The sequence below is a fragment of the Paenibacillus tyrphae genome (assembly GCF_027925525.1).
In the GTDB taxonomy this organism is placed as follows: Bacteria; Bacillota; Bacilli; order Paenibacillales; family NBRC-103111; genus Paenibacillus_G; species Paenibacillus_G tyrfis_B.
Map to the genome: position 1 here is coordinate 183,819 of NZ_BSDJ01000004.1, position 24,575 is coordinate 208,393.

Consider the following 24,575-nt stretch of genomic DNA (forward strand, 5'->3'; position numbering starts at 1 on the left):
AAACGGAAAAGGTGAGAGTTATGCTGCATCGGGATCAAATGAAACATAAAAGATCGGGTTTCAAGCCTTGGCGGCTCGGAGGAACGATCGTGCTGCTGCTGCTTGCGACGGCGTGCGGTTCCCAAGCGGCGCCTGCCGGACCGGTCGACGGACAGAAGGGGAAGGCTCCGGCCGGAGCCTATCCGAGAACGATTGTGACAAGCGGGAAGCACGAGGTGGTCGTTCCGGCCAAGCCCGAGCGTATCGCCGCGCTGTCGCTGGATACGGCCGAGATGGCGCTGGAGCTGGCCGATCCTTCCCGCTTCGTCGTGGCGCCCCGCAGCTTGGACAACGAGCAGTTGTCAGTTCATGCCGAGCAAGGCAAGCTGATCAGCACCAAAATAACGGGCGCGACGAAGCTCGACCCGGAGCAGGTACTGTCCTACAAGCCTGATCTGGTGCTGATGACGACGATTCATGACGGGGAGAAGGACGCCGATCCGATTTTGAAGCAGGCGGGCATCCCCGTGTTGACCTTTAAGGAATGGGGCACCGTTCGGCAAATCATGGACCAATTGAGCCTGATCGGGCAGGCGCTCGGCGAAGAGGAGAAGGCCAAAGCCGTGACGGACCGGATGAAGAGCAAGCTGGAGGCTGTCCGGAACAAACTCGAGGAACGTAAAGCGGTTTCCAAACCGACGGTGCTCGTGCTTTCGCCGGTAGGTCCGAATACGGGACCGTATATGATGGGACCGGACAATATATCGAGCGATCTGGTGCAGCTGGCAGGCGGGGTGCCCGCTGCTGAAGCGACGGGGCTGCCCCGCACGACGAAAGCGACGATCGAGCAGATTATTCAGGCGGACCCGGATTGCATCTTGCTTTCCGACTGGGAAGGGAAGCAGGAACAGGCATTCCGGGAGCTGACCGGGAATCCGGGCTGGAGTACTCTGAAGGCGGTGAAAGAAGGCCGGGTCCGGGTCATGGCGGCGAAGCAGCTTGTGAACGCCAATCCGGCCGTCGTTGATTCGATCGCAGAGATTGCCGATGTATTGGAGTCGGCTTCCGGCGTGAAAAAGGAGGCCGGAGCATGATCGGGATACTGCTGCCGGTGTACGGGCTGGTCCGGTCTGTCGACGAGATTGAGGCGTTCTATACGCATATCTTCCACGGGCAACCTCCGGGTGAAGAGCGGCTGAAGGATGCGATCTGGCGATACCGGCAGCTTGGCACTTGCGATCCGCTCGCCTCCGTCACGCTAAGACAAGCGGAAGCGCTGGAGCGAAGGATCGGAGCGCTGCTTTTGGACGAAGTTAGAGTCTACGTCGGCTGCAAGCATACGCCGCCTTTTGTTCCCGACGCGGTGGAGCAAATGATCCGGGACGGCGTACGTCGCGTGGCGACACTTCCGGTAACGCCGCTGTATACGCGGTCCGGCACGGGTGCGTACCGCAAGCAGGTTCGGGACGCGCTTCAGCGAATCGGCGTGGACCTCCCGGTTGTCGATATCGAGGGCTGGTGGGCCGAGTCGCGGTTCGTCGACCTGTTGGGGCGGCGTCTTCGCTCGGCGGTAAACTGGTTGTCCGCAGAAGGGCGGAGCGATTTCGTCGTGCTCTTCACCGCACACAGCCAGCCGGGGCTGCCGCAAGCGAACGAGCGGTTCTGCACGGAGTTTGAAGCTTTGGCGGCAAGCGTCGCCAGGGCGGCGGGCGGCTATCCGTGGAGGCTGGCGTACCGCAGCGGGGGACCGGCGCCGCAAGTTTGGCTGGGCCCGGATGTGCGGGAGGTCATCGAGGCGGAAGCCGCAGCTAGACGCAAAGCCGTCGTCGTATGCGAGCTGATGTCGATGACCGAGAATGTGGAGGTGCTGTACGACGCGGGCATTGACTGCTGGGAGACGGCCACGAGGCACGGGATGGAGTTTGCGCGCACGGAGTTTCTAAACGATGCGTACGAGTTTATGGATATGCTGAGCCGTTACGCGGCCCGCCGCATCAGGTGCAAGGACGATGCATACGGCACGGCGAGCGTGCTTGGAACTTGAGATGAATAAAGTGAGGACCTGCTTCCGGCTATCGTTGATGCTGGGCGGCGGGTCTTTTTTGTATAAAAATGATGAACGTCAGTCGTTCCGACAAAGGCAAGGCGGGTACTTACTGCGGGCTGAAATTTGATCGTTGACAAACGATGGGCACCTCAGTACAATGAATTTTATTAGTAATAATTACGTTTAAGAAAGGTTTGCTGATGATGGATCACAATACAATGAAAATACCGGTAACGGTGCTGAGCGGTTATTTAGGGGCCGGGAAGACGACTATTTTAAATTATGTGCTGAATCACCGCCATGGGTTGAAGGTGGCGGTCATCGTCAACGATCTCAGCGAAGTGAACGTCGATGCGGCGCTGATTCAAGACGGGGGCGGACTGTCCCGCACGGAGGAAAAGCTTGTGGAAATGTCCAACGGCTGCATCTGCTGTACGCTGCGGGAAGACCTGCTGCGCGAGGTGGAGCGGCTGGCGCTCGAAGGCCGGTTCGATTATATCCTGATCGAATCGACTGGGGTGGGCGAGCCGGTGCCGGTAGCGCAGACGTTCACCTATATCGACGAAGAGCACGGCATCGATCTGTCGCGGTGGTGCCGGTTGGACTGTATGGTCACGGTAGTCGACGCTTACCGGTTCTGGCACGACTATTCCTCCGGCGAGTCGCTGCTGGAGAGGCAGCAGGCCGTAGGCGCGGACGATACGCGTGATGTGGTCGACCTGCTGATCAGCCAGATCGAGTTCTGCGACGTGCTTATTTTGAACAAGTGCGATCTGGTCGAAGAGGAAGAGCTGAACGAGCTGGAGGGCGTGCTGAGAAAGCTTCAGCCGCGGGCGAAGCTGATGCGTACCGAGCGGGGACAGGTGAACCCGGAGGAGATTTTGAACACCGGCTTGTTCGATTTCGAAGCTGCAAGCACCTCGGCGGGCTGGATGCAGGAGCTGATGAACGACCATCATACGCCAGAGACGGAAGAGTATGGCATTTCCTCGTTCGTCTATGAGCGCCGCCGTCCGTTCCATCCCGAACGGCTTACGGCATGGATGTCGGACTGGCCGGAGGCCATCGTCCGCGCGAAGGGGACGGTGTGGCTGGCGAGCCGTAACGCACTTGCGCAAAGCTTGAGTCAGGCCGGCCCATCGATTCAATTCGGCCCGGCCGGTTACTGGGTGGCCGCGCTCCCGGAAGCGGAGCGTCAGGCCATATTGGCCGAGGAGCCGGAGCTGGCGCAGCATTGGGACCCCGTCTTCGGGGACCGGACGACGAAGCTGGTCCTGATCGGGATCGCGCCGGATAGGCGACAGATCACGGCCGAGCTGGACGCATGCCTGCTCACGGATGAGGAAATGGCCGGGGACTGGAGCCTGCTGTCCGACAGGCTTCCGAACGTGTCAACAGAGCAGTTGGAAGCGTCATTGCTGCACTAAATGGCGATTAGGCTGGAAAGGAGGTGTCCCTTATGCGCGTCATCGTTACTTTAGCCTGCACGGAATGCGGCGACCGGAATTATACGACAACCAAGAACAAGAAAACTCACCCGGGACGGCTCGAGCTTCGCAAATATTGCCCCCGGCTCAAGAAGGTTACTCTGCACCGGGAAACGCGGTAGGACGCAGCAATTGCGCGGCAGGAACATATTGACAATGCCTCCTCCCCTCGGGTATCGTTAGGTTCATAACAACCGAATACCGGGAATTAGGTGCTTCGGACCTCGTCCGAAGCTTAAAAGGGAAGACGGTGCAAATCCGTCGCGGTCCCGCCACTGTGAAGGGTGCTTGATTCAAGCTATCGCTCGGCAGCACGCCACTGAAGACACGTCTTCGGGAAGGCGCCGAGCGGGATGCCCTAAGCCAGGATACCTGCCTGATCCGATAACACGGCTGGCCCCTACGGAGCATAGGGGGTGTTAGGATACGAAGAACGGATATGCCGATGCGCGGAGCTGCTGTCTTACGGACAGAGCATTCGGGCATGCAGATACGGGTCTGAAGGGAGTATTTCTAACCGACAGGGTTGGAATGCTCCTTTTCTTTTTTTCGAAGAGGAGGAGGCGGGAATCATGACTACATGGAATTTATCCGGTACGCGCCACCATGTGCTGATTTGCAATGGCGGGAGCTGTATGAGGCAGCAAGGCGAGGAGGTAACCAAGGCGATCCGGGAGGAGATTGCCAGGCAGCAGGCGGACGCGGTCGTTCACACGACAAGAACGCGGTGCAACGGACGGTGCGAAGACGGTTGTATCGTCATCGTCTATCCGGAAGGCGTTTGGTACAAGGAAATGACCCCCGACCTGGGCCGGGAGCTGGTGCAGGAGCATTTGCTCGGCGGGCGTCCGATACGGGAGCAGGTCCTGTATACGTATCAGGAAGGATTCGTCGGGACGACTCGCGGGTCAGAAGGAACGCCGAAACCGCAGCCTTCGGATGGCCGATGAGCAGCGGTTTTGCAACCAACCGGATTCCGTGCTATAATGTTCGAATGGTATTTTTTTGAGCGTGGTGATAGTTATGAGTTTGCGTAGGACTGATTTTCGTCATAAAAAAGCTTTTCCAACCCTTGGCCGGACGGCCAGGGGTTTTTTGTTTCCTATGGGAAAAAGTTCTGGCGGGGGTCATAAATGATGGGTAAAGGGAACAATGCTTCCATTGCGGCGGTATGGATCAGCCTGATCAGCAATATCGTGCTGACGCTGCTCAAGCTGGCCGTCGGCTTTCTATCCGGCAGCCAAGTGCTGCTTGCGGACGGCGTGCACAATGCAGGCGACGTCATTGCGACGGCCGCGGCACTAAGCTCGATGCGGATTTCCAAACGTCCGGCAGACGAGGACCACCCGTATGGACACGGCAAAGCCGAGGTGCTCGGCTCCGCTTTCGTAGCCATTGTACTGGCGCTCGCCGCCTTGTTTATCGGCTATCACGCCGCTACCGCGCTGTTCGAGGAACCGGCGGAAGCCAGCGTACTGGCGCTGACCGCGGCCTTGGTTTCTTTGGCCTGGAAGCAGGCCTTGTATATGTACACGATCCGCATCGGCAGACAGACGAACAGCAAAGGGCTGATCGCCACGGCTTATGACCATCTGGCCGACGTGTACGCGTCGCTTGCGGCCGTCATAGGCATCGCGCTTGCGATGCTCGGCGAGGCGTGGAGCATCCCGTACTTGGCCTATGGCGACCCGCTCGCCGGGATTATCGTTTCGATTCTCGTGCTGAAACTGGCTTATTCGATGGGGCAGGAAGCGTTCGACGTGCTGATGGAAAAAGCGGTGAAACCGGAAAAGCTGGGCGAATACGCGGCTCTCATCCAAACGATTCCGCAGGTGAAGCGAATCGACCGGCTTCGGGCACGAGAGCATGGGCATTATATTTTGGTCGATCTGCGGGTCAGCATTCCGGGCGAGCTTACGGTTCAGGAAGGACACGACATTTCCCGGCAAATCAAGCGTGCCATCATGGAGCGGCATGCCGATGTCGATGAGGTGCTCATCCACTTGAATCCATGGTACGAATAAGCTTTTTGCAAAAGGGGGCGCTCGCGATTGGCATCGGTATTATCGATGGAAAAACTTGCGAAATACAGGCAGCGGGGCGGTGAAGGAAGCGCTGCGCTATTCAGCGGCATAACGGCCGAGCTGGAGGAAGGCGCCAGGATCGCGTTGCTCGGTGCTTCCGGGCAGGGCAAAAGCACGCTGCTGCGCATCCTCGCGTGGCTGGACGCCGCAGATGAGGGAGAGCTGCGGCTGGGCGACAAGCCGGCTTCCGCATGGAAGCCGCAGGAGTGGCGGACGAAGGTAGCTTACGTCGCTCAGCAGGCCGTCATGCTGCCGGGAACCGTCGAGGACAATCTGAGTACGGTCAGCCGCCTGCACCGCCGTCCGTTTGACCGTGCGCTCGCCGCCCGCTGTATGGAAGCGCTCGGCCTCGGCGGTATGGCTTGGAGCAAGCCTGCGGGCGAGCTGTCCGGCGGCGAAAAGCAGCGGCTCGCCCTGGTTCGCTCGCTCCTGCTTCGGCCGGACGTTCTGCTACTTGACGAAGTTACCGCATCCTTGGACCCGCACAGCCGGACGGCGGCCGAGCGGCTGCTGCGGGAATGGAACGAGCGGGAAGGGACCGCGCAGCTGTGGGTCACGCACGATCTGGAACAGGCGCGAAGCGTCAGCCGGCGCGTGTGGTTTATGGCCGAGGGGACGCTGCTGGAGAACCGGGAGACGCAGGCATTTTTTCTTGCCCCGGACACGGAGCCTGGGCGCCGGTTCGCGGCAGCGTTATCCGCTGCGGCCCCCTCCGGGAAGGAGGAGGCGGAATGTCCAACCTGGCGCTAATCAGTACGTTGGTGTTCGTCGTCGTGACCATGCTCGTCTCTGTTTGGCAGAAGCTTGGCCTGGAGAAAGACGTGGCCATCGGCACCATCCGATCTGCGGTACAGCTGCTGCTCGTCGGGTATGTACTCCAGTTCGTTTTCCATACGGACAATCCTTGGTTCATGGTGCTGATCGTCGGCATGATGATTGCAGTCGCTTCGTGGAACGCCGGGCAGCGTGCCAAGGGCGTCGCCGGCATCCGGCTGCGCATTGCCGTCGCGATTACGGCCACGGAAGCGATCACGATGACGCTGCTGCTTGGCTTCGGCATCATTGAGCCGACACCACAGTACATCATCCCGATCAGCGGCATTACGATCGGCAGCGCGATGATCGTCTCGGGCTTGCTGCTGAACCAGATGAAGCGGGAGCTGGAATCCTCCCGCGGCGAGATCGAAGCCTTGCTGGCGCTCGGCGCGACGCTGCGGCAAGCGATTCAGCAGTCGCTCAAGCGCTCGATCAAGTCCAGCATGATCCCGACGATTGACGGGATGAAGACGGTCGGTCTCGTTCAGCTTCCGGGCATGATGACCGGGATGATCGTAGCGGGAGCGAATCCGGTCGAAGCGGTGCGGTACCAGATTTTGATCATGTTCGTGCTTTCCTCCTCGGCAGCGATTACGGGAATGCTGCTGGGGCTGATCAGCTATAAGCTGTGGTTTACCCCCGACGGCCGCTTGCGGCCGGGCGGTTAGGATGCGCCAAAATACCCTTCAAATCCGCTCGTAACGCAGAGATGAAGGGTATTTTGACTTGTCACGATTCTTGTTTTTGAATTTTAGACGGATTGTTGATTTTGTACGGCACGGGATGCCGCGTAAGCTTCTTGGCTATGATCTTTGCCTCAAAGGTAATCGCGTCGCCGATTTCAAGTTCCAGCTTCTTTATCGTGGCGCTGTTGCTGGACCAGGCTTCGCCGATTTCGGTCGCCGGTTCGGCGATGGAAACCGCCTCGTAAATAATCACTTCATCGTCATTGTCGGAAAAATTGTTCGGTACGGTTGTAAATTGTTTTACCGTGGCGGTCATTTTAACTTTTTCTTCCGGAAGCTGCAGTTTCGGCGTTTTCGCTTTCTTGGTCTTCCCTTTTGTCGGCTGTTCTGCGATCTCAGGCTCTTCGGCCTGAGGCTTCTTAGCCTCGGGGGCTTCAAGTTCCGGGATTTCCTTCGCAGGAGGCTCTAACGACGTTTCGGTTGCCGTAACCGCTGGAACGGCGCGCTCCGATTCCACTGCATCCTCTGCACCGACGGCAGACTTCTGCCCGTAAGTTGAAGCCTGCATCTCCTTCAGGTAGGACGGGTGGATGCAGTGCAGTCGCTTATCTTCCAATTCGATGACAGCCGTCATTTTATCGACATAGCCGATCAACCGGCAGGCCAGCGTAAGTCCGTTCCTCTTGTAGAAAAAGGTTTTGGCTTTGGTCGCTTTCTCCGAAAGCAAATTCCATTCTTTGCATTGCTCAATGAGTGCCGCCTCGTCGTTAAAAGCGGTATAAGCCGCAGGCTCGATAAGGAATAGTTGCACCTGATCTTCTCTCCATTTCGTTTATACTGCCGCGTTTGTCGTTCCAACTAGAGTATACAGCATCTGCAAGGGAATATAAATGTAGGCCTAAATTGCTTGTTTTCAGCGGAGCCGATCAACACCCTGCACATTATTGCGCGGCTTTGTCGGATCTTGATCTATACATTTCAAAAACGTTGCGTTAGAATGGGAATCAATTTAGCGGATGATTCGCGAATAATCTCAGAAGCGGAGGTTCGTCAGCCTATGAAAGCGCTGTTGGCGGGTTTGGGAGTCGCCGGGTTCGGCATGTACAAAAAGCTATGGCAGCACGAGGGGTTGGAAGTGGCGGTCGTCGAGCCCAATCCTGCGATGAAGGAGAAGCTCGGTGCGGACGATACGCCTTTTTATACTTCGCTGGAGGAAGCGCTTGCAGCGGAGAAGCCGGATATTTTCGTCAATGTGACGCCGCCCCATGTGCATAGCGCCATCAACAACCGGGTGTTCGATCTCGGGCTGCCGGTACTGTGCGAGAAGCCCATCGCTTTTGATTACAACGAATCGATTCAGATCGTGGAACGGTCCGTGAAAGAGCGGATTCCGTTCATGATCGCGGAAAACTACCGCCGCTTCCCGTACATGCGGAAGCTGAAAGCACTGCTCGACGCCGGAACGATCGGTACGGTGTCGACCATCGACGTTCAATTTTACCGGTATCACCATACACAGCGCAACTATACCGTCAGCTTGCTGGACGATATCGCGGTGCACCATTTCGATCTGATGCGCTATTTGACCGGGAAGGAGGGCGTCCGGATTTTTGCCCGGAATTTCAATCCGGTCGGCAGTTGGAGTGCGGAGCCGGCGAACATAAACCTGTACGCGTTTCTGGAGATGGAGGACGGGATCGCGGTAAGCTATACAGGCTCGATTACGTCCCGGGGCGAACAAACCGAATGGGGCGGGAATTGGCGAATCGAAGGGACGACGGGCGTCATCGAAGTGAAAAATAAGGAGCTGCTCGTGTACAAGGACGGCGCCGTCACTCGCTTCGATGATTACAGCGACGTTGTGGCAACGGATACGCTCACCGAGTTCCTCGATTCGTTGCGCGAAGGCCGGGAAAGCGAGTCAAGCGGACGCGATTACCTTCGGACGCAAGGGCTGGTGTATTATGCGGCCGAATCGAGCCGCGAAGGCCGGGCTCTGGATATTCATCTGCACGACATATAAAATAGGAACGAAAATGAGCATTTTTCTCTTCAGAAGATGACGGCATGCATAAGGAGGAACTAAGGTGAGAATCGATGCGCACCAGCATTACTGGAAGCTGGAACGAGGAGATTATGATTGGATTACGCCGGAGATGAGCGTATTATATCGGGATTATGAGCCGCACGATTTGGAAGCTCATCTGGCGGCGAGCCGGATCGACCGGACGATTGTCGTTCAAGCGGCGCCTACGCTGTCGGACACGGATTATATGCTGGAGCTGGCCAGGCGATCCGAACGCATTGCCGGGGTCGTCGGCTGGATCGATCTGGAGCGCCCGGATTACCGGGAGCAGTACCGGAATTTGAAGCGGCATCCGGCGTTCGTCGGCTTTCGGACCATGATTCAAGAGATGGAGCGGGCGGAAGACATGCTCCGGCCGCACATCGTCGAAGCGATGCGATTTTTTGCGGAAGAAGATTTTCCGGTGGACCTGCTGTTGAAATCGCACCAACTGCCGGCGGTGCTCAAGCTGCTGGAACAGACACCGAACCTGCGGGCGGTGATCGACCATATCGCGAAGCCGCAAATCGCCGCAGGCGAATGGGAGCCTTGGAGCACTCAATTGGCGGAGGCCGCAGCGTCCAACCCGCGTCTGTACTGCAAACTGTCGGGAATGGTCACGGAAGCCGATCACCGGAATTGGAAGCCAGAGCAGATCGTCCGGTATGTGCGGCATGTGGTGTCCGTTTTTGGCGCGGATCGGGTCATGTTCGGCAGCGATTGGCCCGTCTGCCTGTTGGCGGCAGGCTACGATCAGGTCGTGGAGCTGCTGGACAACGCGCTTCCCGACGGGCTAGGGGAATCGGAGCGGGAAGCTGTCTTTGGCGGGAATGCCCTTCGATTTTACAAGCTGGAGCATTTGCTGTTAAGCGGATCGTAAAAACGCAGGTGTTGCATAGAAGAGGCACGCGTCCTATGGCGCGGTCTCTTTTTTTTGCAAAACGGTCAGCTATTTCCCGCAGCGGGGGATAGCATTCTTGACGAAAGCTTCGGCATGGGCTATGCTTCCTTGAAGATATTTTGATGCGGGAGGGACTGGCTTGGATGGCACAATCTTACGAGAACAAGCTGTATATCGGCACGATTTTGCTGGAACGGAACCGGTGGACGGCGGAGCGCAAACCATCCTATGCGGTCAGCGATTGGCAGGAACAGTTTCGCGACGACGGCTTCGACGGCATGGAGCTGTGGGAAAATCACGCGTTTCTTGCGGACGAACGGGAGCAAGCGGCGCTGGAGGCTTCAGGCCACGTAGCGATCGTTAATTCGTATATCGGATTCGAGGATGGCGATGAGGCGGAGAGGAAGCGTGTGGCGGCAGCGGCTCTGGTGAAACGGCTGCGCGCGCCCGCGGTGAAATTCAATCTCGGTGCCGATCCGGCCCAGCTTTCGGTTTACATCGCCAACGTCAAGCGCTGGGCAGAGTTGCTGCCGTCAGACTGCCGAATACTGTGCGAGTGTCACCCGGGAACGGTAGTGGAGCATCCCGATGCCGCCGCGGAAATGCTGCGCCGGTTCGGGGACGGGCCATTCCAAGCGATCGTGCATCCGTTCAACTGCATGGGAGAACTCGAAGATTGGTTCAAAAAGCTGGGGTCCGCGATTACTCATGCACACGTGCAGCTTCGTGACGGGGACAACCAATTCATCCGCTTAAGCCGACAGCCGGAGCTCGTTAAAGACCGGCTGGTCTTGATGAGACGCATGGGCTTCCGCGGCTCGTTTACGCTGGAATTCACCGAGGGAATCCGCGTGAATGAAGACCGGGAAGCATTGTACGAATCGGCGCTCGAAGATTTGCAAATTTTGCGTAACATTTGGAGCGGAAATCCGTCTTAAAGATTGGAGGGAGGCTGGATGCTGCCAGCGGCCCTCTTATATCCCGACGGCTGTCGAAAGGAGAGGAGTGATCCGCAGCTATTTTGAACAAAAGACATGAGGATAGCGGGGAGGAGAGTACATGGAATTTGCCATTTCCATAGCGCTTTCCACATTAGAGACGGTTACCATATTTATAATGATCTTCGTGTTGTTCCGGTACAAGAAATCGTATCGTCTTTGGGCTGTGGCCGGTCTTGGCATTGGTCTTGCCGCATGGTCTTTATTTATACGGAAGGTTTTTTTGCTGGCGACGCTGGATTTGATAATTCAATTGCTTGCCATGTACATATTTTTAAAATTCGTTTACCGTATTCGCTGGTTTTACGCAATGATCATGTTGTTTTTTGCTTACGGGCTTTATCTGCTGCTTCAAGGCTTGATTTTGCTTCTAATCATCTATGGTACCGATTACGGGATAAACGATTATAACGATATTACGACGAACCCCATATTCATGCTGCAGTTGGTATCGTTTCTGCTCGGGCTCGGCGTAGCATGGCTGGTGAAAAAGAAAAACTGGGGCTTCACCTTCATCTCCTCTCACCGGCTGCGGAAGGAAAACTGGACCGGGCTCAATCGAAGTATTCTCGGAAGTCTGATCGGTATTGGCATGCTTATTCCCGTCGGGGTGTTCGCCGTAGTGTATGGGTATAATAACGTATACTCCATGATCATGTTGTGTATTTTCTTTATTTGGGTTTATTTGCTTTTGTTGTTTTTTCAAAAAGATTACTCCGAATAAATCGGTTTTATTGATGCGCACCTTATCGTATTTGCGATAAGGTGCGCTTGCTGCTATCCTCTACATTTGCAGCTGCTCAGACAAAAACCTCACCAATCCGTGCTCCGCATCCTGGGAATATTCCCATACCATCGCTCCGGCCAAATCCTTTTGCTGAATGTAAGCAATTTTGGCCTTCAAAGCTTCCTTGTCCTCGTACGAAATGAACGTCTTGCCGTCGTACAGGTAAGCGGCCTTGGCGTGATCGTCGTAGTAACGCTTAAAGCCGTTCTTGCCAATGTACTTCGTTTCAATCGTTTTGTAGCTCAAGTCCACCTTGTCGATGTCGATCGGCTTGCCCTCCGCAAATAATCCGTCGCCTTCGCTCTTGACCTCTTCCCAGCCGTAGGAATAAGCCGGAATGCCCATCAGGAGCTTCCGCGGATCGATCCCGTGCTCCAGATACATCGTGATGATCGCGTCGACGCTATGCGCCGTTTTGCTCCCCGCATCGGCGTACAGATTGGAGTTGTAACCCGTTGTTTGCGACCAGCGTCCGGTTAGGTCGTAGCTCATGACATTGATGAAATCGACATATTTCTCGACCTTCTTGACTTCGACATTCCGGAAATACCAGTCCTGGGTCCCCGAAGCGAAGGTCAGCAAGTATTTTTTTTGTTTCTTATGCGGCAGCCGGTTCAGCTTCTCCCGGAGCTCCTTCATGAGGGAAGTGAAGTTTTGCGTATCCTCGGGCCGGGATTTCTGCGTATTCCATGCATCCGAAGCCGGGTACTCCCAGTCGATGTCGATGCCGTCCAGGTCCAGCTCTTTCACCATAGCGACAATATTGTCCGTAAATTGCCCGCGGTTCTCCGCCAAGCTCGCGTCCGAGAAGCCGTCGGCCCCATAGCCGCCTACGCCCAGCACAAGCTTCGTTTGACGGTTATTCGCTCGGAGCGTCTTGATATTGTCTTTGATTTCGGCATCGGCGGCAGGGTCTGTATGGAAATAAAGTCGTTTTTTATCGATCTTTGCAAAAGCGATAAAGGCGATATCGATACGCGGGTTCGACAGGTTGATCCGATCAATGCCGCCGCCGCTCGGAACGATATAGACCGAAGTGATTTTACGATCGCTTGTTTGCTGCTGGACGTAGAAATATACCCCCATTCCTGCGATCAACAGGAAGATAAAGAGCTTGGTGTAGATGCTGATTTTCATGTGCATTAGCCTCTTCCGCCGAATAGTACGTGCGTCACGAATTTATTGAGATTCAGTATTTTTACGACGATGTAGCTGACGACGAACACCATGCCCAGATTAAGCAGCAGCGTGAAGACGGTTTCCGGGGCGGCGCCTTCGCTTTCTATCCTGCGCGAAATCGTCAGTTCAACTAAAAGATGGATCAAATAAATGCTGAAGCTCGCCTTGGCTACGGAGCCGATCAGCCTCTGAAGCTTGTAATTCAACTTTTCGCTCAATAAAGTGTTTTTCTCTTGAAAGTACAGAAACAGCCCGACTGCCATGAAAAAGGTCGTTATCGAATAATTGCCGTAGAACATTTCGTCCAGAACCCCGCTATAGAAGGAGGCAAAATAAGTCGCAACCGGCGTCACGAAAAAAGAGACGACTCCGATGTTAAACAGCAGCGACTTCACCTTCGCAGGCAGCTCGTAATGGAAGAGATAGTATCCGAGGATAAAATAACCGAGATATCCCATAAACAAAGGGATATTCAGGATCGGGACATAGATGCTTTCGGAGGCGACCCGGAACACCATATCCGATATGAAACGGTAGACGATGCTTATCGCGAACCAGAGGGTCAAATAATACCGCAGTTCCTTTTCCGAGCAAGCTTTGACGAGCCGGCTGACCAAGGGCACCGTAACATAGATGGCGATGATCGCATACAGGAACCACAGGTGTATATAATTGCGGTCGACGATAAGCCGATAAGCGAAATCGCTAAAAAACTGAAGGATCGTCAAGTTGCTTTTGAGAATAAAATATTGGTTGTAGGCATCGTATATAAGCGACCAGCTTACGAGCGGGATGGCCAACGGCACGATGCGCTTCTTATAAAATTCTTTGTAGGAGGTAACTTCGGTCCGCAAAATCATGGCCCCGCTAATCATGAAAAAGACGGGAACCGCGAATCGGGCGATCGAATTCAGCACATTGCTGATCCACCAGGCTATCGTATTGAAATCATTCGTCCGGGTCAGCAAATCCGCAGTAATATGAAGGATGATAACGGCGAGAATGGAGATGATCCGCAGAATGTCGATGTAGATGATGCGGTTGTTTTTCATTAGGTTGTCCATAACATCCTCCTACCGAGTCTATCGTCAAAGAATTGCAGGGGTTCAGCTAATGGAAGCGACGCCTTTTCGCTCCACGTATCCCCAGCCTTCGTCGTTGTCGAAATATTTGAGCGTTCCGACAATATTGATATACAGTACGACGTTTCGGTACGTGAGCAGCTCCGCCTGGCTGAACAGGAACATGCGGATGTAATCTTTCATCGTGTAGGTGCTTCCGAATTTTTTGCATAGGTAAAAGGCGATGATCATCTGCACCGCATTGACTGCTACCGTGATGGCGAAAAGGATCAGCGCATGCCCCAAGCTTTGACGGCTTATCAGCAATTGAACGATATAAATCAAACTGGTGAAGGCGGTAATCGTGCCGAGAACAAATCCGTCGATGGCAAAAAACAGACTGACGCCACTGCTGAAGCGATGCGAGAGCTTGGACCAATAAAGGAGGATGCAGTCGATGAACGCTTTTTGCCAACGAATCCGCTGCTTGTAGAAATTGGCCATATTTTCCGGGCATTCGGTATAGCAGACCGCTTCCGGCGCGTAGACGAGCTTTTTGGCCAACCGGTTCGCTTTCATATATTCATGAATCTTCAATGTAATATCGATATCTTCGCCGACCGTGCTGCGAAAGCCGTTCACCTTGACTAAAATATCCTTGTAAAACGCGCCGAACGCACCGGAGATGACGACGATGGAATTAAAGACGGATTGCGTCAGTTTCCGAACGTAGAAGCCATGGATATAGTTGATGGTTTGGCTCTTGATGATTCCTTTTCCCGTAAATTTCTCAACGATGAGGCCATTCTTTTTCTCCGCGCCTTGTACGATCTTCACCGTACCGCCCAAGGCGATGACGTCCGGGTCATGGAAATATTGACTCACATACTGAAGGGAACGGGCCTCAAGCATACTGTCGGCATCGAGCGTAATCACGATGTCGGAAACGGCGTAATCAATGCCCGCGTTCAGCGAGTCGGCTTTGCCGCCGTTATGCTTGTCGATAACGAAAATATGAGGGTACCTCGCCGATTGATAGAAGCCTTTGATCGGCTTGTAGACAAGCTGTCCGCCGGGCTCCCGATGCCGGGACTCCAGAACTAACAGCTCATGCAGCTTCGACAGCGTATCGTCCTTGGAACCGTCGTTGACGATAATCACCTCGTGGTTGCGGTAGTTCAGGCCGTTCATCGCATCGATGCAATTTTTGATCGTCAGCTCTTCGTTGTAGGCGGGGACCAATACTGAAATGGACTTCTCGGGCAGGCTTTCGTCCAGCTTCTTCACCTTGCCGAACAGCAAGGGAATAACCGTGTACAACAGCTGAAAGACAAGGAACACGATCGTTGTGACATATAAAACGTACTGCATCTCCTACTCCCTCTACTTTCTCTTTATCTGTATTTTGCAGTGAAGCGGCTGCCTGCTTGGCTTAGGACTAGGTTTTTCCTGTAAAAATTAGTCCTTTTTAACTATCATAGTAGACGATCCAATTCGTGTAAAACTGCTACAAATTTCAATAAAACGAATACATTGCTATTTTTCTGCGGGAATCTCCTAATACATCCATTTTCTGCATGGATCATGCTCACAAGATTTGTTAGTTTAGTTTATTTTTTCTTGACTATTCTGGGGGCAGTTTGCTTGGGAATCTTGTTGCAGGAACATGGATGATAGGGAAGGAAAGCTGCTGCGCTCTAACGGCTGGGTAATTAGTCTCATGACGTTATTGGGGGAAGGAACGGCCTGGTGCGGCAAAAAGGGAGAGAGCGGATACGGAGCAGAAGCGGATCAACGCCGAAGAGCCGGGTCGCACTATGCGGACAGCGTTGTTTATGCGTCTTTGTTTGACCCATCATGCATAGCCGCCATCCTTCGGACGGATACTTTACCTATCGCTGCCTGAACGAAGGAGGTGTGGCATGAAAAAGTTGTTGCTGTCATTATGGATCGTTCTTCTATGCGCGTTGTCCACCCCGGCGAGCGCGCAGGCTGGGCATCTGCCGATTCCTTATAGTCAGGAAGATATCGATATGCTTGGCAGTCCCCAGGGCAGTTACCAGACGGAAGCTTACCGCTCGGGACGCGGGGGCTACTCCAGCGGTCGAAGGGGGTACACGCCATCGCCGGGCACAAGGACGCCGGTAGGCAATGTCCGCACAACCCCTGCGACTCCGGCCCCGGGAACGGCCCCGCCTCCTGTCCGTAGCGGATTGGGCGGCATCCTTGGGGGCTTTGCGGCCGGCGCGCTTTTCAGCAGCATCCTGAACCCATTCGGTTTGTTCGGAGGAGGGGTCGCGCCAGTACATGGGGGGTTCTCGATTCTCGGCATCCTTTTTTGGGGCGTGGTCTTGTTCTTTTTGTACCGCTTGTGGAAAGGGTTCCGAAAATCCTCATAGATCAAGCGCAAAAGCAAGCTGCACCGGCTTGTCGTCTTCGGGGCTTTCCGCTTGAGTCGGCTTGGTTCCGATCTCGGGCAGGTACGCAGGAATGCCAACCCGTTCAAGAAGGCGGGCAAGCTGTGAGCGGATGTGCTCCCGGTATGCTTTGGGGGCGGTCGGGGAATGTCCGTACCAATCGGCATACGAGCCGATCAAGCGAGGATATGCTTGCCGGAGCGTTCCGAAAAACCACGATTTCACTTCGGCGGTGTTCAAGCGGAGCACCGATCCCATCACGAAGCACGATTTGGCTTCGGCGGCTTGCTCCACGACCTGCTCCATTTCTTCCGGTCGGTCGGTCAGGAAGGGGAGAATCGGAGCCATAAAAATTCCGGCTTCGATTCCTTCCTGCCTTAACCCTTGAAGCGCCTTGATCCGCTGGGCCGGAGAAGGAGACATCGGCTCGAAGCTGCGCCAAATGCGCTTATCAAGCGTATTCAGGCTGATGTTGACCGAGCTTCCGGGCAGCTTCCGGAGCAAATCGATATCGCGCAAAATCAAGGGAGAGCGCGTCGTTATGCTGACCGGCAGCCGGTAGGCGGCCAGCACTTCGAGACATTGGCGGGTGAGCTTCAAGCGGCCTTCGAGCGGCTGGTAAGGGTCCGTAGCGGTGCCGATCGCGATTCGGCCCAGCCTGCTTCGTCCGCCCTTGGCGCGCAGCATGCGTTCGACTTGCGCTTGCAGCGCTTCCGGCGCATTGTCTTTGTACAGAATGTGGTGCTGAAACGTATCGTCGGCTTCCATTCCAAGGAAGGCATGGGTCGAACGGGCATAGCAGAAGCTGCAGCCGTGCTGGCAGCCGCGGTACGGATTGATCGACCAATCGAACGGCATGGACGGGGCTTTAACGGGATTCAGCAGTTGCTTGGCGCGGACGGGCTCGTATCGGGTTTGCAGCGGCAAGGCGAAACACCTCCATATTTTAAAATACACGAATATACGTTCTGTTTATTAGGTTAAAGTATACATGGGAACAAACGTTCCTGCAACTGGGAAACAAAGGAGGAATTGTGATGGCAAGAAGACGCAGCCGCACGCCGGTCGTACCCGGAGCGAATCAGGCGCTGGACCAGTTGAAGTCGGAGGTTATGCGCCGGCAAGGCTATGCCGTCGATCCGAACCGTCCGGATTTGGTGAAATACGAGGTGGCGAAGACGCTCGGTATTCCGCTGAGCCCCGGAAATAACGGACAGCTCTCGACCGAACAAGCGGGCAAGATCGGTGGGCCGATCGGCGGAAGCATGGTGCGCGAGATGATTCGGCTCGCCCAAGAACAATTGGCTAAACGGTAACCCGCAGAACAACGGCATGAAATAAAGTTCCACCCGAAAGGGCCGGTTTATAGAGACCGGGCCCTTTTTTTGCTGTGCTGAAAATTAGGCTGATTTCGAAGAAGATGTCCGGTGCGATAACGTTTTTTCAATTTTCATAAGATTGTCGAATGATATCGAAATAGATTGAAACGAGTAAAAAGGAAATTGCAGAAACAAGCGGATTTTGCCGTGTTTATCGGGTTTCAATGGGCAAAATTAAGGCGAGTTTTTGTCGGATTTTGTTGTCGTAATATGTCCCTTTTGTGACTAGTGATTTTTTTCACAGTGTATTTCTTCCATCGCGGTTACAATGAAGGCAATCCCAATACGAGGAGGATTGTTTCAATGAGTACGATAACGGAAGCCAGCGTTCAAAGCGCGCGTCCGACCCGGTTTATGGACGCGGTGGACCGTCTCAAGGAAGAGCATGACGCCTTAAAAGTCCGACTGTCCGCGGTTCAGGCCAAGGCTCAATCGGTCGGAAAGATGAAAACTGTTCCGGAAGCGATGGCGCTTCTCCAGCAACTGCGGGAGGAAATTACGGATTTCCGCACCGAATTGGACCGGCATGCGACCTGGGAGGAGCGGGAGCTGTTCCCTTTACTCTGTAGTTATTTCAATAAATATTCCGGTCCGTCCATGATGCCGTCCTTTTGGGTAATGGAAAAAGATCACGAGCTTGCGGAAACGTTCATCGATTCTTTCATCGAATCGGTAGACCGACTTACCTTGCCAACCCGGGAAGCCATCCGGGAAACGAGCTCGCATCTGATTCAGGCTTGCCTCATTCTGAACGAGCACCTGAATCTGGAGGAGGACGTCGTCTACCCGATGGCCGATCAGATCCTTGACGATATCGATAGTTTATTTTCTTAATATACAGCATAGATTCAAAACATTAGGAGGGGGGGATGCCGATGAATATCATCACCTGTGAGCAATGCGGCAAGACGAAGGGCGATGGCCCGGCGGGTACTTCATGGATTTGCAGCGACTGCCGCGTTGTTCCGCCGTCCAATCCGGACAAACCGGTGCGGAACCAACCACAATAACGCAAGCGACACGAATGGAGGAAGAGTCAATGGCCGTTAAAGAAGTAAAAGCCGACGCAAAAGCAGCTGCGCTCGAGGAAGTGAACAAGCTCGTAGCCCGGGCAAAAAAAGCGCAAGAAGCATATCTGAAGCTGGACCAATCCCAAGTGGATGACATTGTGCAGCATATGGCGCTTGCCGGGCTTGACCGACACATGGTATTGGCGAAGATGGCGGTAGAAGAAACCGGCCGCGGGGTATACGAAGACAAAATCACCAAAAACATCTTCGCGACGGAGTACATCTACCACAGCATCAAGCATAACAAGACGGTCGGCGTGATCGATAACAATCCGTACGAGCATTACAAGACGGTGGCTGAGCCGGTTGGGGTCATCGCCGGGGTTACGCCGGTCACGAACCCGACGTCGACGACGATGTTCAAGTCGCTGATCGCGGCCAAAACGCGCAACCCGATCATCTTCGCGTTCCATCCGTCGGCGCAGCGCTCCAGTGTCGCAGCTGCCTCTACGCTGCTGGAAGCGGCCGTGAAGCACGGAGCGCCGGAGCACGCCATTCAGTGGGTAGAGAATCCATCCGTCGAGGCGACCCAGCTTCTGATGAATCATCCGGACGTAGCACTGGTGCTCGCAACGGGCGGTTCCTCCATGGTGAAGGCGGCTTACAGCACCGGCAAGCCGGCGCTTGGCGTAGGGCCGGGCAACGTACCTTGCTTCATCGAGAAGACGGCTGATCTGCCGCAGGCGGTAACGGACCTGATTCTTTCCAAAACATTCGACAACGGGATGATTTGCGCCTCCGAGCAAGCGGTCATTCTGGATGAGCCGATTTACGAGCAAGCCAAAAAGCTGATGAAGGAGCTAGGCTGCTACTTCCTGAACGCCGAAGAAACCGAAGCGGTATCGAAGCTGGTCATCAACCCCGAGAAATGCGCGGTTAACGCGGTCATCGTCGGCCAACCGGCCGTCAAGATAGCAGCCATGGCCGGCCTTACGGTACCAAGCGATACGAAGGTACTCGTAGCCGAGCTGAAGGGTGTAGGCGACGCCTACCCGCTGTCTGCGGAGAAGCTGAGCCCGGTGCTCGCTTGCTATAAAGTGAAAAATGCGGCGCAAGGCATTGAACGCGCGGCAGAAATCGTCGCCTTCGGCGGCATGGGGCATTCCTCGGTCATCCATTCCAAGAACGAGGAAATCATTCAGGCATTCGCGGCTCGACTGCAAACCGGACGCGTCATCGTCAATGCGCCGTCGACTCATGGGGCGATCGGAGACATCTACAACACGAACCTGCCTTCGCTGACGCTCGGCTGCGGCTCCTACGGGCATAACTCGACGACCGCCAACGTGTCCGCCGTCAACCTGCTCAACCTGAAGCGTGTCGCCGAAAGGACGGTCAATATGCAGTGGTTCAAGGTGCCGCCGAAAGTATATTTTGAGAAAGGCTCGACGCAATATCTGGAGAAAATGCCTGATATTACACGGGTGATGATCGTCACTGACGCAATGATGGTGAAGCTCGGCTACGTGGAGCGCTTAGAGTACTATCTGCGCAAGCGGAAGCAGCCCGTTGCTATCGAAGTGTTCTCCGAGGTTGAGCCTGATCCTTCCGTCGATACGGTAGACCGTGGTACGGCCCGTATGGCTGCATTCAAGCCGGACTGCATTATTGCACTGGGCGGCGGATCGCCGATGGACGCGGCCAAAGCGATGTGGCTGTTCTACGAATATCCGGACACGAGTTTCGATTCGCTCAAACAGAAGTTTCTCGACATCCGCAAACGGGTGTACAAATATCCGCGCCTCGGTCAGAAAGCGAAGTTTGTCGCGATTCCAACGACATCGGGTACCGGGTCGGAAGTAACTTCCTTTGCTGTCATTACCGATAATCATAAAGGCAACACCAAGTACCCGCTTGCCGATTACGAGCTGACGCCGGACGTGGCGATTATCGATCCGGAATTCGTCTACAGCTTGCCGAAAACGGCTGTCGCGGATACGGGGATGGACGTGCTTACGCATGCGATTGAAGCGTACGTCTCGGTGATGGCGAACGATTATACGGACGGACTCGCGATGAAAGCCATTCAGCTCGTATTCGAGCATCTGGAAAATTCCTTCCACACCGGCGACCCGGTGGCACGGGAAAAAATGCATAACGCTTCGACGATTGCTGGTATGGCCTTCGCCAATGCCTTCCTAGGCATCAACCACAGCTTGGCGCACAAATGGGGCGGCGAATACCATACGGCGCACGGCCGCACGAATGCGATTCTGATGCCGCACGTCATCCGGTACAACGCGCAGAAGCCGACCAAGTTCGCATCGTTCCCGAAATACAATCATTTCATCGCGGACAAACGGTACGCCGAAATTGCCCGGGTGCTGGGCCTGCCTGCGAAGACGACGGAAGAAGGCGTGAACAGCCTGATCACCGCGGTGCGCAAGCTGAATCAATCGCTGGGCATTCCGGAAAGATTCCAGGATCTCGGCTTCGATCCGGCAGACTTCGAAGCGAAGGTCGATGGGCTCGCGGACCGCGCGTTCGAGGACCAATGTACGACAGCGAATCCGCGGTTGCCGCTCGTGACGGAGCTGGCGGACGTTTACCGCAATGCGTTCTACGGGAAATTCGAATAAACAGAGACGACTTCTTGGAGAGGAGACCCAACTATGAGCTTGAAAGAAACGGAATTGAATCGGAATCCCGAACCATCGGAAGCTTGGCGTCAGTTCGTGTCGGGCAAGTGGCAGCATCGGATCGACGTGAAAGATTTTATTGATCGGAATATTTCCCCTTATACAGGGGGCTCGGAATTCCTGGCCGGACCGACGGAAGCAACGACGGATCTGTGGCAGCAGCTTAGCGTACTGATGCGCAAGGAACGGGAAAACGGAGGGGTGCTGGACATTGACCTCCACACCGTCTCCACCATTACTTCGCATGCGCCGGGGTACATTGATAAAGCGAAAGAACGGATCGTCGGTCTCCAGACCGACGCCCCGCTCAAACGTTCCGTCCAGCCGTTCGGCGGCATCCGCATGGTGGTCGACGCCTGCAAGGCTTACGGCTTCGAGCTGCCGCAAGAGCTGGTGCAACTGTTCACCGACATCCGGAAAACACATAACCAAGGCGTATTCGACGCTTATACGACTGACATGAAGACCGCAAGAAAGGCCGGGATCATCACCGGGCTGCCGGACGCCTACGGCCGAGGCCGAATCATCGGCGACTACCGCCGCGTAGCGCTTTACGGTACGGACCGGTTGATCGCGGACAAGAAGAACGATCTGCTTCAGCTGGAAACCGATGCGATCACGGAAGACATCATCCGCGCCAGAGAAGAGCTGTCGGAGCAAATCCGCAGCTTGGACGAACTGAAGCGGATGGCACAATCGTACGGCTACGACATCTCGGTCCCGGCCACGAATGCGCAGGAAGCGGTACAGTGGCTGTACTTTGCTTACCTCGGCGCGATTAAGGAACAGAACGGCGCCGCAATGAGCTTGGGCCGCGTCTCCAGCTTCCTTGACATCTACATCGAACGGGATTTGCAAAACGGTACGCTGACGGAGGAAGAAGCGCAGGAGCTGATCGACCAGTTCGTCATGAAGCTGCGTATCGTGAAATTTTTGCGCACGCCGGACTACAACGAGCTGTTCAGCGGCGACCCGACTTGGGTGACGGAATCCGTCGGCGGCATGGGAATGAACGGCGTGACGCGGGTAACGAAGAACTCCTTCCGCTTCCTGCACACGCTCTATAACCTGGGCCCGGCGCCGGAGCCGAACTTGACCGTGCTGTGGTCGGCCGATCTGCCGGATGCCTTTAAGCAATATTGCGCCAAAGTGTCGATCGAGACGAGCTCGATTCAATACGAGAACGACGATTTGATGCGGATGGAGTACGGCGACGACTACGGGATCGCCTGCTGCGTATCCGCGATGCGGATCGGCAAGCAGATGCAGTTCTTCGGGGCACGCGCGAACCTTGCCAAAGCGCTGCTGTATGCGATCAACGGGGGCGTCGACGAGAAGCTTGGCATCCAGGTCGGACCGGAGTCGGTGCCGATTACGTCGGATGAGCTTTCGTACGACGAAGTCATGAGCAAATACGACAAAATGTTGGATTGGCTCGCGAAGCTCTACATGAACACACTCAACGTCATTCATTATATGCACGACAAGTACAGCTACGAGCGGCTGGAGATGGCGCTGCACGACCGGGAGATTTTGCGGACGATGGCTTGCGGCATCGCGGGCTTGTCCGTCGTGGCGGACAGCTTGAGCGCCATCCGTTACGCCAAGGTGAAGCCGATCCGCAACGAAAAAGGCATCGCCGTCGATTTCGAGATTACCGGCGAATATCCGCAGTACGGCAACAACGACGAACGGGTCGACCGGATCGCCGTGGAGCTGGCCGAGTCCTTTATGAACAAGCTGCGCAAGCATAAGACATACCGCAACGCGCTGCCTACGATGTCCGTGCTGACGATCACATCGAACGTCGTCTACGGCAAGAAGACCGGCAGCACGCCGGACGGACGCAAAGCCGGCGAGCCGTTCGCACCAGGTGCGAACCCGATGCACGGCCGCGACCGCAAAGGCGCGCTCGCTTCGCTGGCATCGGTAGCCAAGCTGCCTTATGAGCACTGCCTCGACGGCATTTCGAACACGTTCTCCATCGTGCCGAAGGCGCTCGGCCGGGAGACCGACGTGAGATCGCAAAATCTCGTCGCAATGCTGGACGGCTACGCGACAAGCGGCGGCCATCACTTGAACGTGAACGTGTTCAACCGCGAGCAGTTGCTCGATGCCATGGAGCATCCGGAGGAATATCCGCAGCTGACGATCCGTGTATCGGGCTATGCCGTCAACTTTATCAAGCTGACCCGGGAGCAGCAGCTTGACGTCATCAACCGGACGTTCCACGGATCCATCGGATGAGAGGACGCATCCATTCGCTCGATACGTTCGGCACGGTAGACGGGCCGGGCATCCGCTTCGTGCTCTTCATGCAGGGCTGCGCCCTGCAGTGCGGGTTCTGCCATAATCCCGATACATGGGAGACGGCCACAGGCCGTGTGGTAGAAGTCGCATCCGTGCTGGACGAGATCGAGCCGTTTCTTCCGTATTACCGCAGCTCGAACGGCGGATTGACCGTGACCGGCGGCGAACCTACGCTTCAGGCTCCCTTTGTGGCCGCGCTGTTTCGGGAAGCGAAGAAACGATGGAATTTGCATACCGCGCTGGACTCGTCAGGCTTCTGCGAGCCGGAGCATGCAGGGGAACTGATGGACGTGACGGATCTCGTCCTGCTGGACCTCAAGCATATCCGAAGCGACAAGCATCAGGCGCTGACAAGCCAGCCGAACGAACGAATTCTCCGGTTTGCCCGTTGGTTATCGGACCGCGGACAGCCGGTCTGGATCCGCCATGTGCTCATCCCCGGCGTCACGGACGACGCGGCGGACTTGCTGGAGCTCGGCCGCTTCATCGGGTCGCTGGGCAACGTGCATAAATTGGAAGTGCTGCCTTACCACCGGATGGGTGTCTACAAATGGGAGCAGCTCGGAAAAGCCTATCCGCTGGAGCATGTGCCGACGCCAAGCGACCGGGAGCTGGAGCGGGCGAAACGTTTGATTGACCAGGGAAGAGAGCAAGCCTAGAAGGAAGACCC

General features: G+C 55.4%; 24 protein-coding genes and 1 riboswitch. Of the genes, 19 read left to right on the forward strand and 5 right to left on the reverse strand.

Going from position 1 to position 24,575, the window contains the following annotated elements:
- The first annotated feature begins 20 nt into the window (after positions 1–20).
- From QMG93_RS06245 to QMG93_RS06280, 8 genes are all read left to right on the forward strand, one after another.
- Positions 21–1,073, forward strand: a complete 1,053-nt coding sequence (locus tag QMG93_RS06245; RefSeq protein ID WP_281934533.1) for an ABC transporter substrate-binding protein — start codon at positions 21–23, stop codon at positions 1,071–1,073.
- On the forward strand, positions 1,070–2,023 hold the full coding sequence (locus tag QMG93_RS06250; protein WP_281934534.1) for a ferrochelatase: 954 nt from the start codon (positions 1,070–1,072) through the stop codon (positions 2,021–2,023). Before QMG93_RS06245 ends, QMG93_RS06250 begins: the two co-directional genes overlap by 4 nt.
- A 221-nt stretch (positions 2,024–2,244) precedes the next feature.
- Complete coding sequence (locus QMG93_RS06255; RefSeq protein ID WP_413789269.1) at positions 2,245–3,453, forward strand: GTP-binding protein; 1,209 nt, start codon at positions 2,245–2,247, stop codon at positions 3,451–3,453.
- Positions 3,454–3,485: 32 nt separating this feature from the next.
- The gene (gene rpmG, locus QMG93_RS06260; RefSeq protein ID WP_010491717.1) at positions 3,486–3,635 is read left to right on the forward strand and encodes a 50S ribosomal protein L33; all 150 of its coding nucleotides are present in this window, start codon (positions 3,486–3,488) and stop codon (positions 3,633–3,635) included.
- A 71-nt stretch (positions 3,636–3,706) separates the two neighbouring features.
- Positions 3,707–3,908: riboswitch (cobalamin riboswitch) on the forward strand.
- A gap of 177 nt (positions 3,909–4,085) precedes the next feature.
- Positions 4,086–4,463, forward strand: coding sequence for a (2Fe-2S) ferredoxin domain-containing protein (locus QMG93_RS06265; protein WP_281934538.1), 378 nt, complete (start codon positions 4,086–4,088; stop codon positions 4,461–4,463).
- A gap of 186 nt (positions 4,464–4,649) precedes the next feature.
- Positions 4,650–5,537, forward strand: a complete 888-nt coding sequence (locus QMG93_RS06270; RefSeq protein WP_281934862.1) for a cation diffusion facilitator family transporter — start codon at positions 4,650–4,652, stop codon at positions 5,535–5,537.
- Positions 5,538–5,564: 27 nt separating this feature from the next.
- A complete protein-coding gene (locus QMG93_RS06275; RefSeq protein WP_281934540.1) occupies positions 5,565–6,347 on the forward strand; it encodes an ATP-binding cassette domain-containing protein in 783 nt (260 codons plus the stop codon).
- Positions 6,329–7,081 carry an ABC transporter permease gene (locus tag QMG93_RS06280; RefSeq protein WP_281934542.1) on the forward strand — a complete coding sequence of 251 codons (753 nt, stop codon included), beginning with the start codon at positions 6,329–6,331 and terminating at the stop codon, positions 7,079–7,081. The genes QMG93_RS06275 and QMG93_RS06280 overlap by 19 nt, the downstream gene beginning before the upstream one ends.
- 61 nt (positions 7,082–7,142) lie before the next feature.
- On the opposite strand, the gene QMG93_RS06285 is transcribed toward QMG93_RS06280, so the two are convergent.
- On the reverse strand, positions 7,143–7,910 hold the full coding sequence (locus tag QMG93_RS06285; protein WP_281934544.1) for a hypothetical protein: 768 nt from the start codon (positions 7,908–7,910) through the stop codon (positions 7,143–7,145).
- A gap of 246 nt (positions 7,911–8,156) precedes the next feature.
- On the opposite strand from QMG93_RS06285, the gene QMG93_RS06290 reads away from it, so the two are divergent.
- The 4 genes from QMG93_RS06290 (at position 8,157) to QMG93_RS06305 (ending at position 11,787) form a co-directional block, all read left to right on the forward strand.
- On the forward strand, positions 8,157–9,122 hold the full coding sequence (locus QMG93_RS06290; RefSeq protein WP_281934546.1) for a Gfo/Idh/MocA family protein: 966 nt from the start codon (positions 8,157–8,159) through the stop codon (positions 9,120–9,122).
- A 64-nt stretch (positions 9,123–9,186) separates the two neighbouring features.
- Entirely contained in the window at positions 9,187–10,044 is an 858-nt protein-coding gene (locus QMG93_RS06295) for an amidohydrolase family protein (protein WP_281934548.1), read from the forward strand.
- A gap of 164 nt (positions 10,045–10,208) precedes the next feature.
- Positions 10,209–11,003: a sugar phosphate isomerase/epimerase family protein gene (locus tag QMG93_RS06300; protein WP_281934550.1), complete on the forward strand. Its 795-nt coding sequence runs from the start codon at positions 10,209–10,211 to the stop codon at positions 11,001–11,003.
- A 121-nt stretch (positions 11,004–11,124) separates the two neighbouring features.
- Positions 11,125–11,787, forward strand: coding sequence for a hypothetical protein (locus QMG93_RS06305; RefSeq protein ID WP_281934553.1), 663 nt, complete (start codon positions 11,125–11,127; stop codon positions 11,785–11,787).
- A 60-nt stretch (positions 11,788–11,847) separates the two neighbouring features.
- Here QMG93_RS06305 and QMG93_RS06310 read toward each other — a convergent pair whose 3' ends face one another.
- The 3 genes from QMG93_RS06310 to QMG93_RS06320 are packed head-to-tail and all read right to left on the reverse strand — an operon-like array spanning position 11,848 to position 15,461.
- Positions 11,848–12,987: a glycoside hydrolase family 18 protein gene (locus tag QMG93_RS06310; RefSeq protein WP_281934555.1), complete on the reverse strand. Its 1,140-nt coding sequence runs from the start codon at positions 12,985–12,987 to the stop codon at positions 11,848–11,850.
- 5 nt (positions 12,988–12,992) lie between these two features.
- Entirely contained in the window at positions 12,993–14,093 is a 1,101-nt protein-coding gene (locus tag QMG93_RS06315; protein ID WP_281934557.1) for an acyltransferase, read from the reverse strand.
- A gap of 42 nt (positions 14,094–14,135) precedes the next feature.
- Positions 14,136–15,461: a glycosyltransferase family 2 protein gene (locus QMG93_RS06320; RefSeq protein WP_281934559.1), complete on the reverse strand. Its 1,326-nt coding sequence runs from the start codon at positions 15,459–15,461 to the stop codon at positions 14,136–14,138.
- A 551-nt stretch (positions 15,462–16,012) separates the two neighbouring features.
- Here QMG93_RS06320 and QMG93_RS06325 point away from each other — a divergent pair.
- Positions 16,013–16,489 (forward strand): hypothetical protein, encoded by a 477-nt coding sequence (locus QMG93_RS06325; protein ID WP_281934561.1) that lies wholly within the window; start codon positions 16,013–16,015, stop codon positions 16,487–16,489.
- On the opposite strand, the gene QMG93_RS06330 is transcribed toward QMG93_RS06325, so the two are convergent.
- Positions 16,484–17,434: an SPL family radical SAM protein gene (locus tag QMG93_RS06330; RefSeq protein ID WP_281934563.1), complete on the reverse strand. Its 951-nt coding sequence runs from the start codon at positions 17,432–17,434 to the stop codon at positions 16,484–16,486. The genes QMG93_RS06325 and QMG93_RS06330 overlap by 6 nt on opposite strands.
- Before the next feature lie 110 nt (positions 17,435–17,544).
- Between QMG93_RS06330 and QMG93_RS06335 the strand changes: the two genes are divergently transcribed.
- The 6 genes from QMG93_RS06335 to pflA all read left to right on the forward strand — a co-directional run bounded on the left by QMG93_RS06335 (position 17,545) and on the right by pflA (position 24,564).
- Complete coding sequence (locus QMG93_RS06335; protein WP_281934565.1) at positions 17,545–17,823, forward strand: alpha/beta-type small acid-soluble spore protein; 279 nt, start codon at positions 17,545–17,547, stop codon at positions 17,821–17,823.
- Positions 17,824–18,189: 366 nt separating this feature from the next.
- Positions 18,190–18,720 (forward strand): hemerythrin domain-containing protein, encoded by a 531-nt coding sequence (locus QMG93_RS06340; RefSeq protein ID WP_281934566.1) that lies wholly within the window; start codon positions 18,190–18,192, stop codon positions 18,718–18,720.
- A 41-nt stretch (positions 18,721–18,761) separates the two neighbouring features.
- Complete coding sequence (locus QMG93_RS06345; protein WP_281934882.1) at positions 18,762–18,896, forward strand: hypothetical protein; 135 nt, start codon at positions 18,762–18,764, stop codon at positions 18,894–18,896.
- A 14-nt stretch (positions 18,897–18,910) separates the two neighbouring features.
- The gene (adhE, locus tag QMG93_RS06350; RefSeq protein ID WP_281934864.1) at positions 18,911–21,535 is read left to right on the forward strand and encodes a bifunctional acetaldehyde-CoA/alcohol dehydrogenase; all 2,625 of its coding nucleotides are present in this window, start codon (positions 18,911–18,913) and stop codon (positions 21,533–21,535) included.
- Between the two features lie 33 nt (positions 21,536–21,568).
- Positions 21,569–23,842 (forward strand): formate C-acetyltransferase, encoded by a 2,274-nt coding sequence (gene pflB, locus QMG93_RS06355; RefSeq protein ID WP_281934568.1) that lies wholly within the window; start codon positions 21,569–21,571, stop codon positions 23,840–23,842.
- Positions 23,839–24,564, forward strand: a complete 726-nt coding sequence (gene pflA / locus QMG93_RS06360; RefSeq protein ID WP_063179877.1) for a pyruvate formate-lyase-activating protein — start codon at positions 23,839–23,841, stop codon at positions 24,562–24,564. Before pflB ends, pflA begins: the two co-directional genes overlap by 4 nt.
- Positions 24,565–24,575 lie beyond the last annotated feature (11 nt).

Coding starts and splice junctions, on each gene's coding strand:
- QMG93_RS06265 (WP_281934538.1), top strand. CDS start 4,086: ATGACTACATGGAATTTATCCGGTACGCGCCACCATGTGCTGATTTGC.
- QMG93_RS06290 (WP_281934546.1), top strand. CDS start 8,157: ATGAAAGCGCTGTTGGCGGGTTTGGGAGTCGCCGGGTTCGGCATGTAC.
- QMG93_RS06280 (WP_281934542.1), top strand. CDS start 6,329: ATGTCCAACCTGGCGCTAATCAGTACGTTGGTGTTCGTCGTCGTGACC.
- QMG93_RS06270 (WP_281934862.1), top strand. CDS start 4,650: ATGGGTAAAGGGAACAATGCTTCCATTGCGGCGGTATGGATCAGCCTG.
- adhE (WP_281934864.1), top strand. CDS start 18,911: ATGGAGGAAGAGTCAATGGCCGTTAAAGAAGTAAAAGCCGACGCAAAA.
- QMG93_RS06325 (WP_281934561.1), top strand. CDS start 16,013: ATGAAAAAGTTGTTGCTGTCATTATGGATCGTTCTTCTATGCGCGTTG.
- QMG93_RS06335 (WP_281934565.1), top strand. CDS start 17,545: ATGGCAAGAAGACGCAGCCGCACGCCGGTCGTACCCGGAGCGAATCAG.
- QMG93_RS06305 (WP_281934553.1), top strand. CDS start 11,125: ATGGAATTTGCCATTTCCATAGCGCTTTCCACATTAGAGACGGTTACC.
- QMG93_RS06300 (WP_281934550.1), top strand. CDS start 10,209: ATGGCACAATCTTACGAGAACAAGCTGTATATCGGCACGATTTTGCTG.
- QMG93_RS06310 (WP_281934555.1), bottom strand. CDS start 12,987: ATGAAAATCAGCATCTACACCAAGCTCTTTATCTTCCTGTTGATCGCA.
- QMG93_RS06345 (WP_281934882.1), top strand. CDS start 18,762: ATGAATATCATCACCTGTGAGCAATGCGGCAAGACGAAGGGCGATGGC.
- pflA (WP_063179877.1), top strand. CDS start 23,839: ATGAGAGGACGCATCCATTCGCTCGATACGTTCGGCACGGTAGACGGG.
- QMG93_RS06340 (WP_281934566.1), top strand. CDS start 18,190: ATGAGTACGATAACGGAAGCCAGCGTTCAAAGCGCGCGTCCGACCCGG.
- rpmG (WP_010491717.1), top strand. CDS start 3,486: ATGCGCGTCATCGTTACTTTAGCCTGCACGGAATGCGGCGACCGGAAT.
- QMG93_RS06315 (WP_281934557.1), bottom strand. CDS start 14,093: ATGGACAACCTAATGAAAAACAACCGCATCATCTACATCGACATTCTG.
- QMG93_RS06320 (WP_281934559.1), bottom strand. CDS start 15,461: ATGCAGTACGTTTTATATGTCACAACGATCGTGTTCCTTGTCTTTCAG.
- QMG93_RS06255 (WP_413789269.1), top strand. CDS start 2,245: ATGAAAATACCGGTAACGGTGCTGAGCGGTTATTTAGGGGCCGGGAAG.
- pflB (WP_281934568.1), top strand. CDS start 21,569: ATGAGCTTGAAAGAAACGGAATTGAATCGGAATCCCGAACCATCGGAA.
- QMG93_RS06250 (WP_281934534.1), top strand. CDS start 1,070: ATGATCGGGATACTGCTGCCGGTGTACGGGCTGGTCCGGTCTGTCGAC.
- QMG93_RS06245 (WP_281934533.1), top strand. CDS start 21: ATGCTGCATCGGGATCAAATGAAACATAAAAGATCGGGTTTCAAGCCT.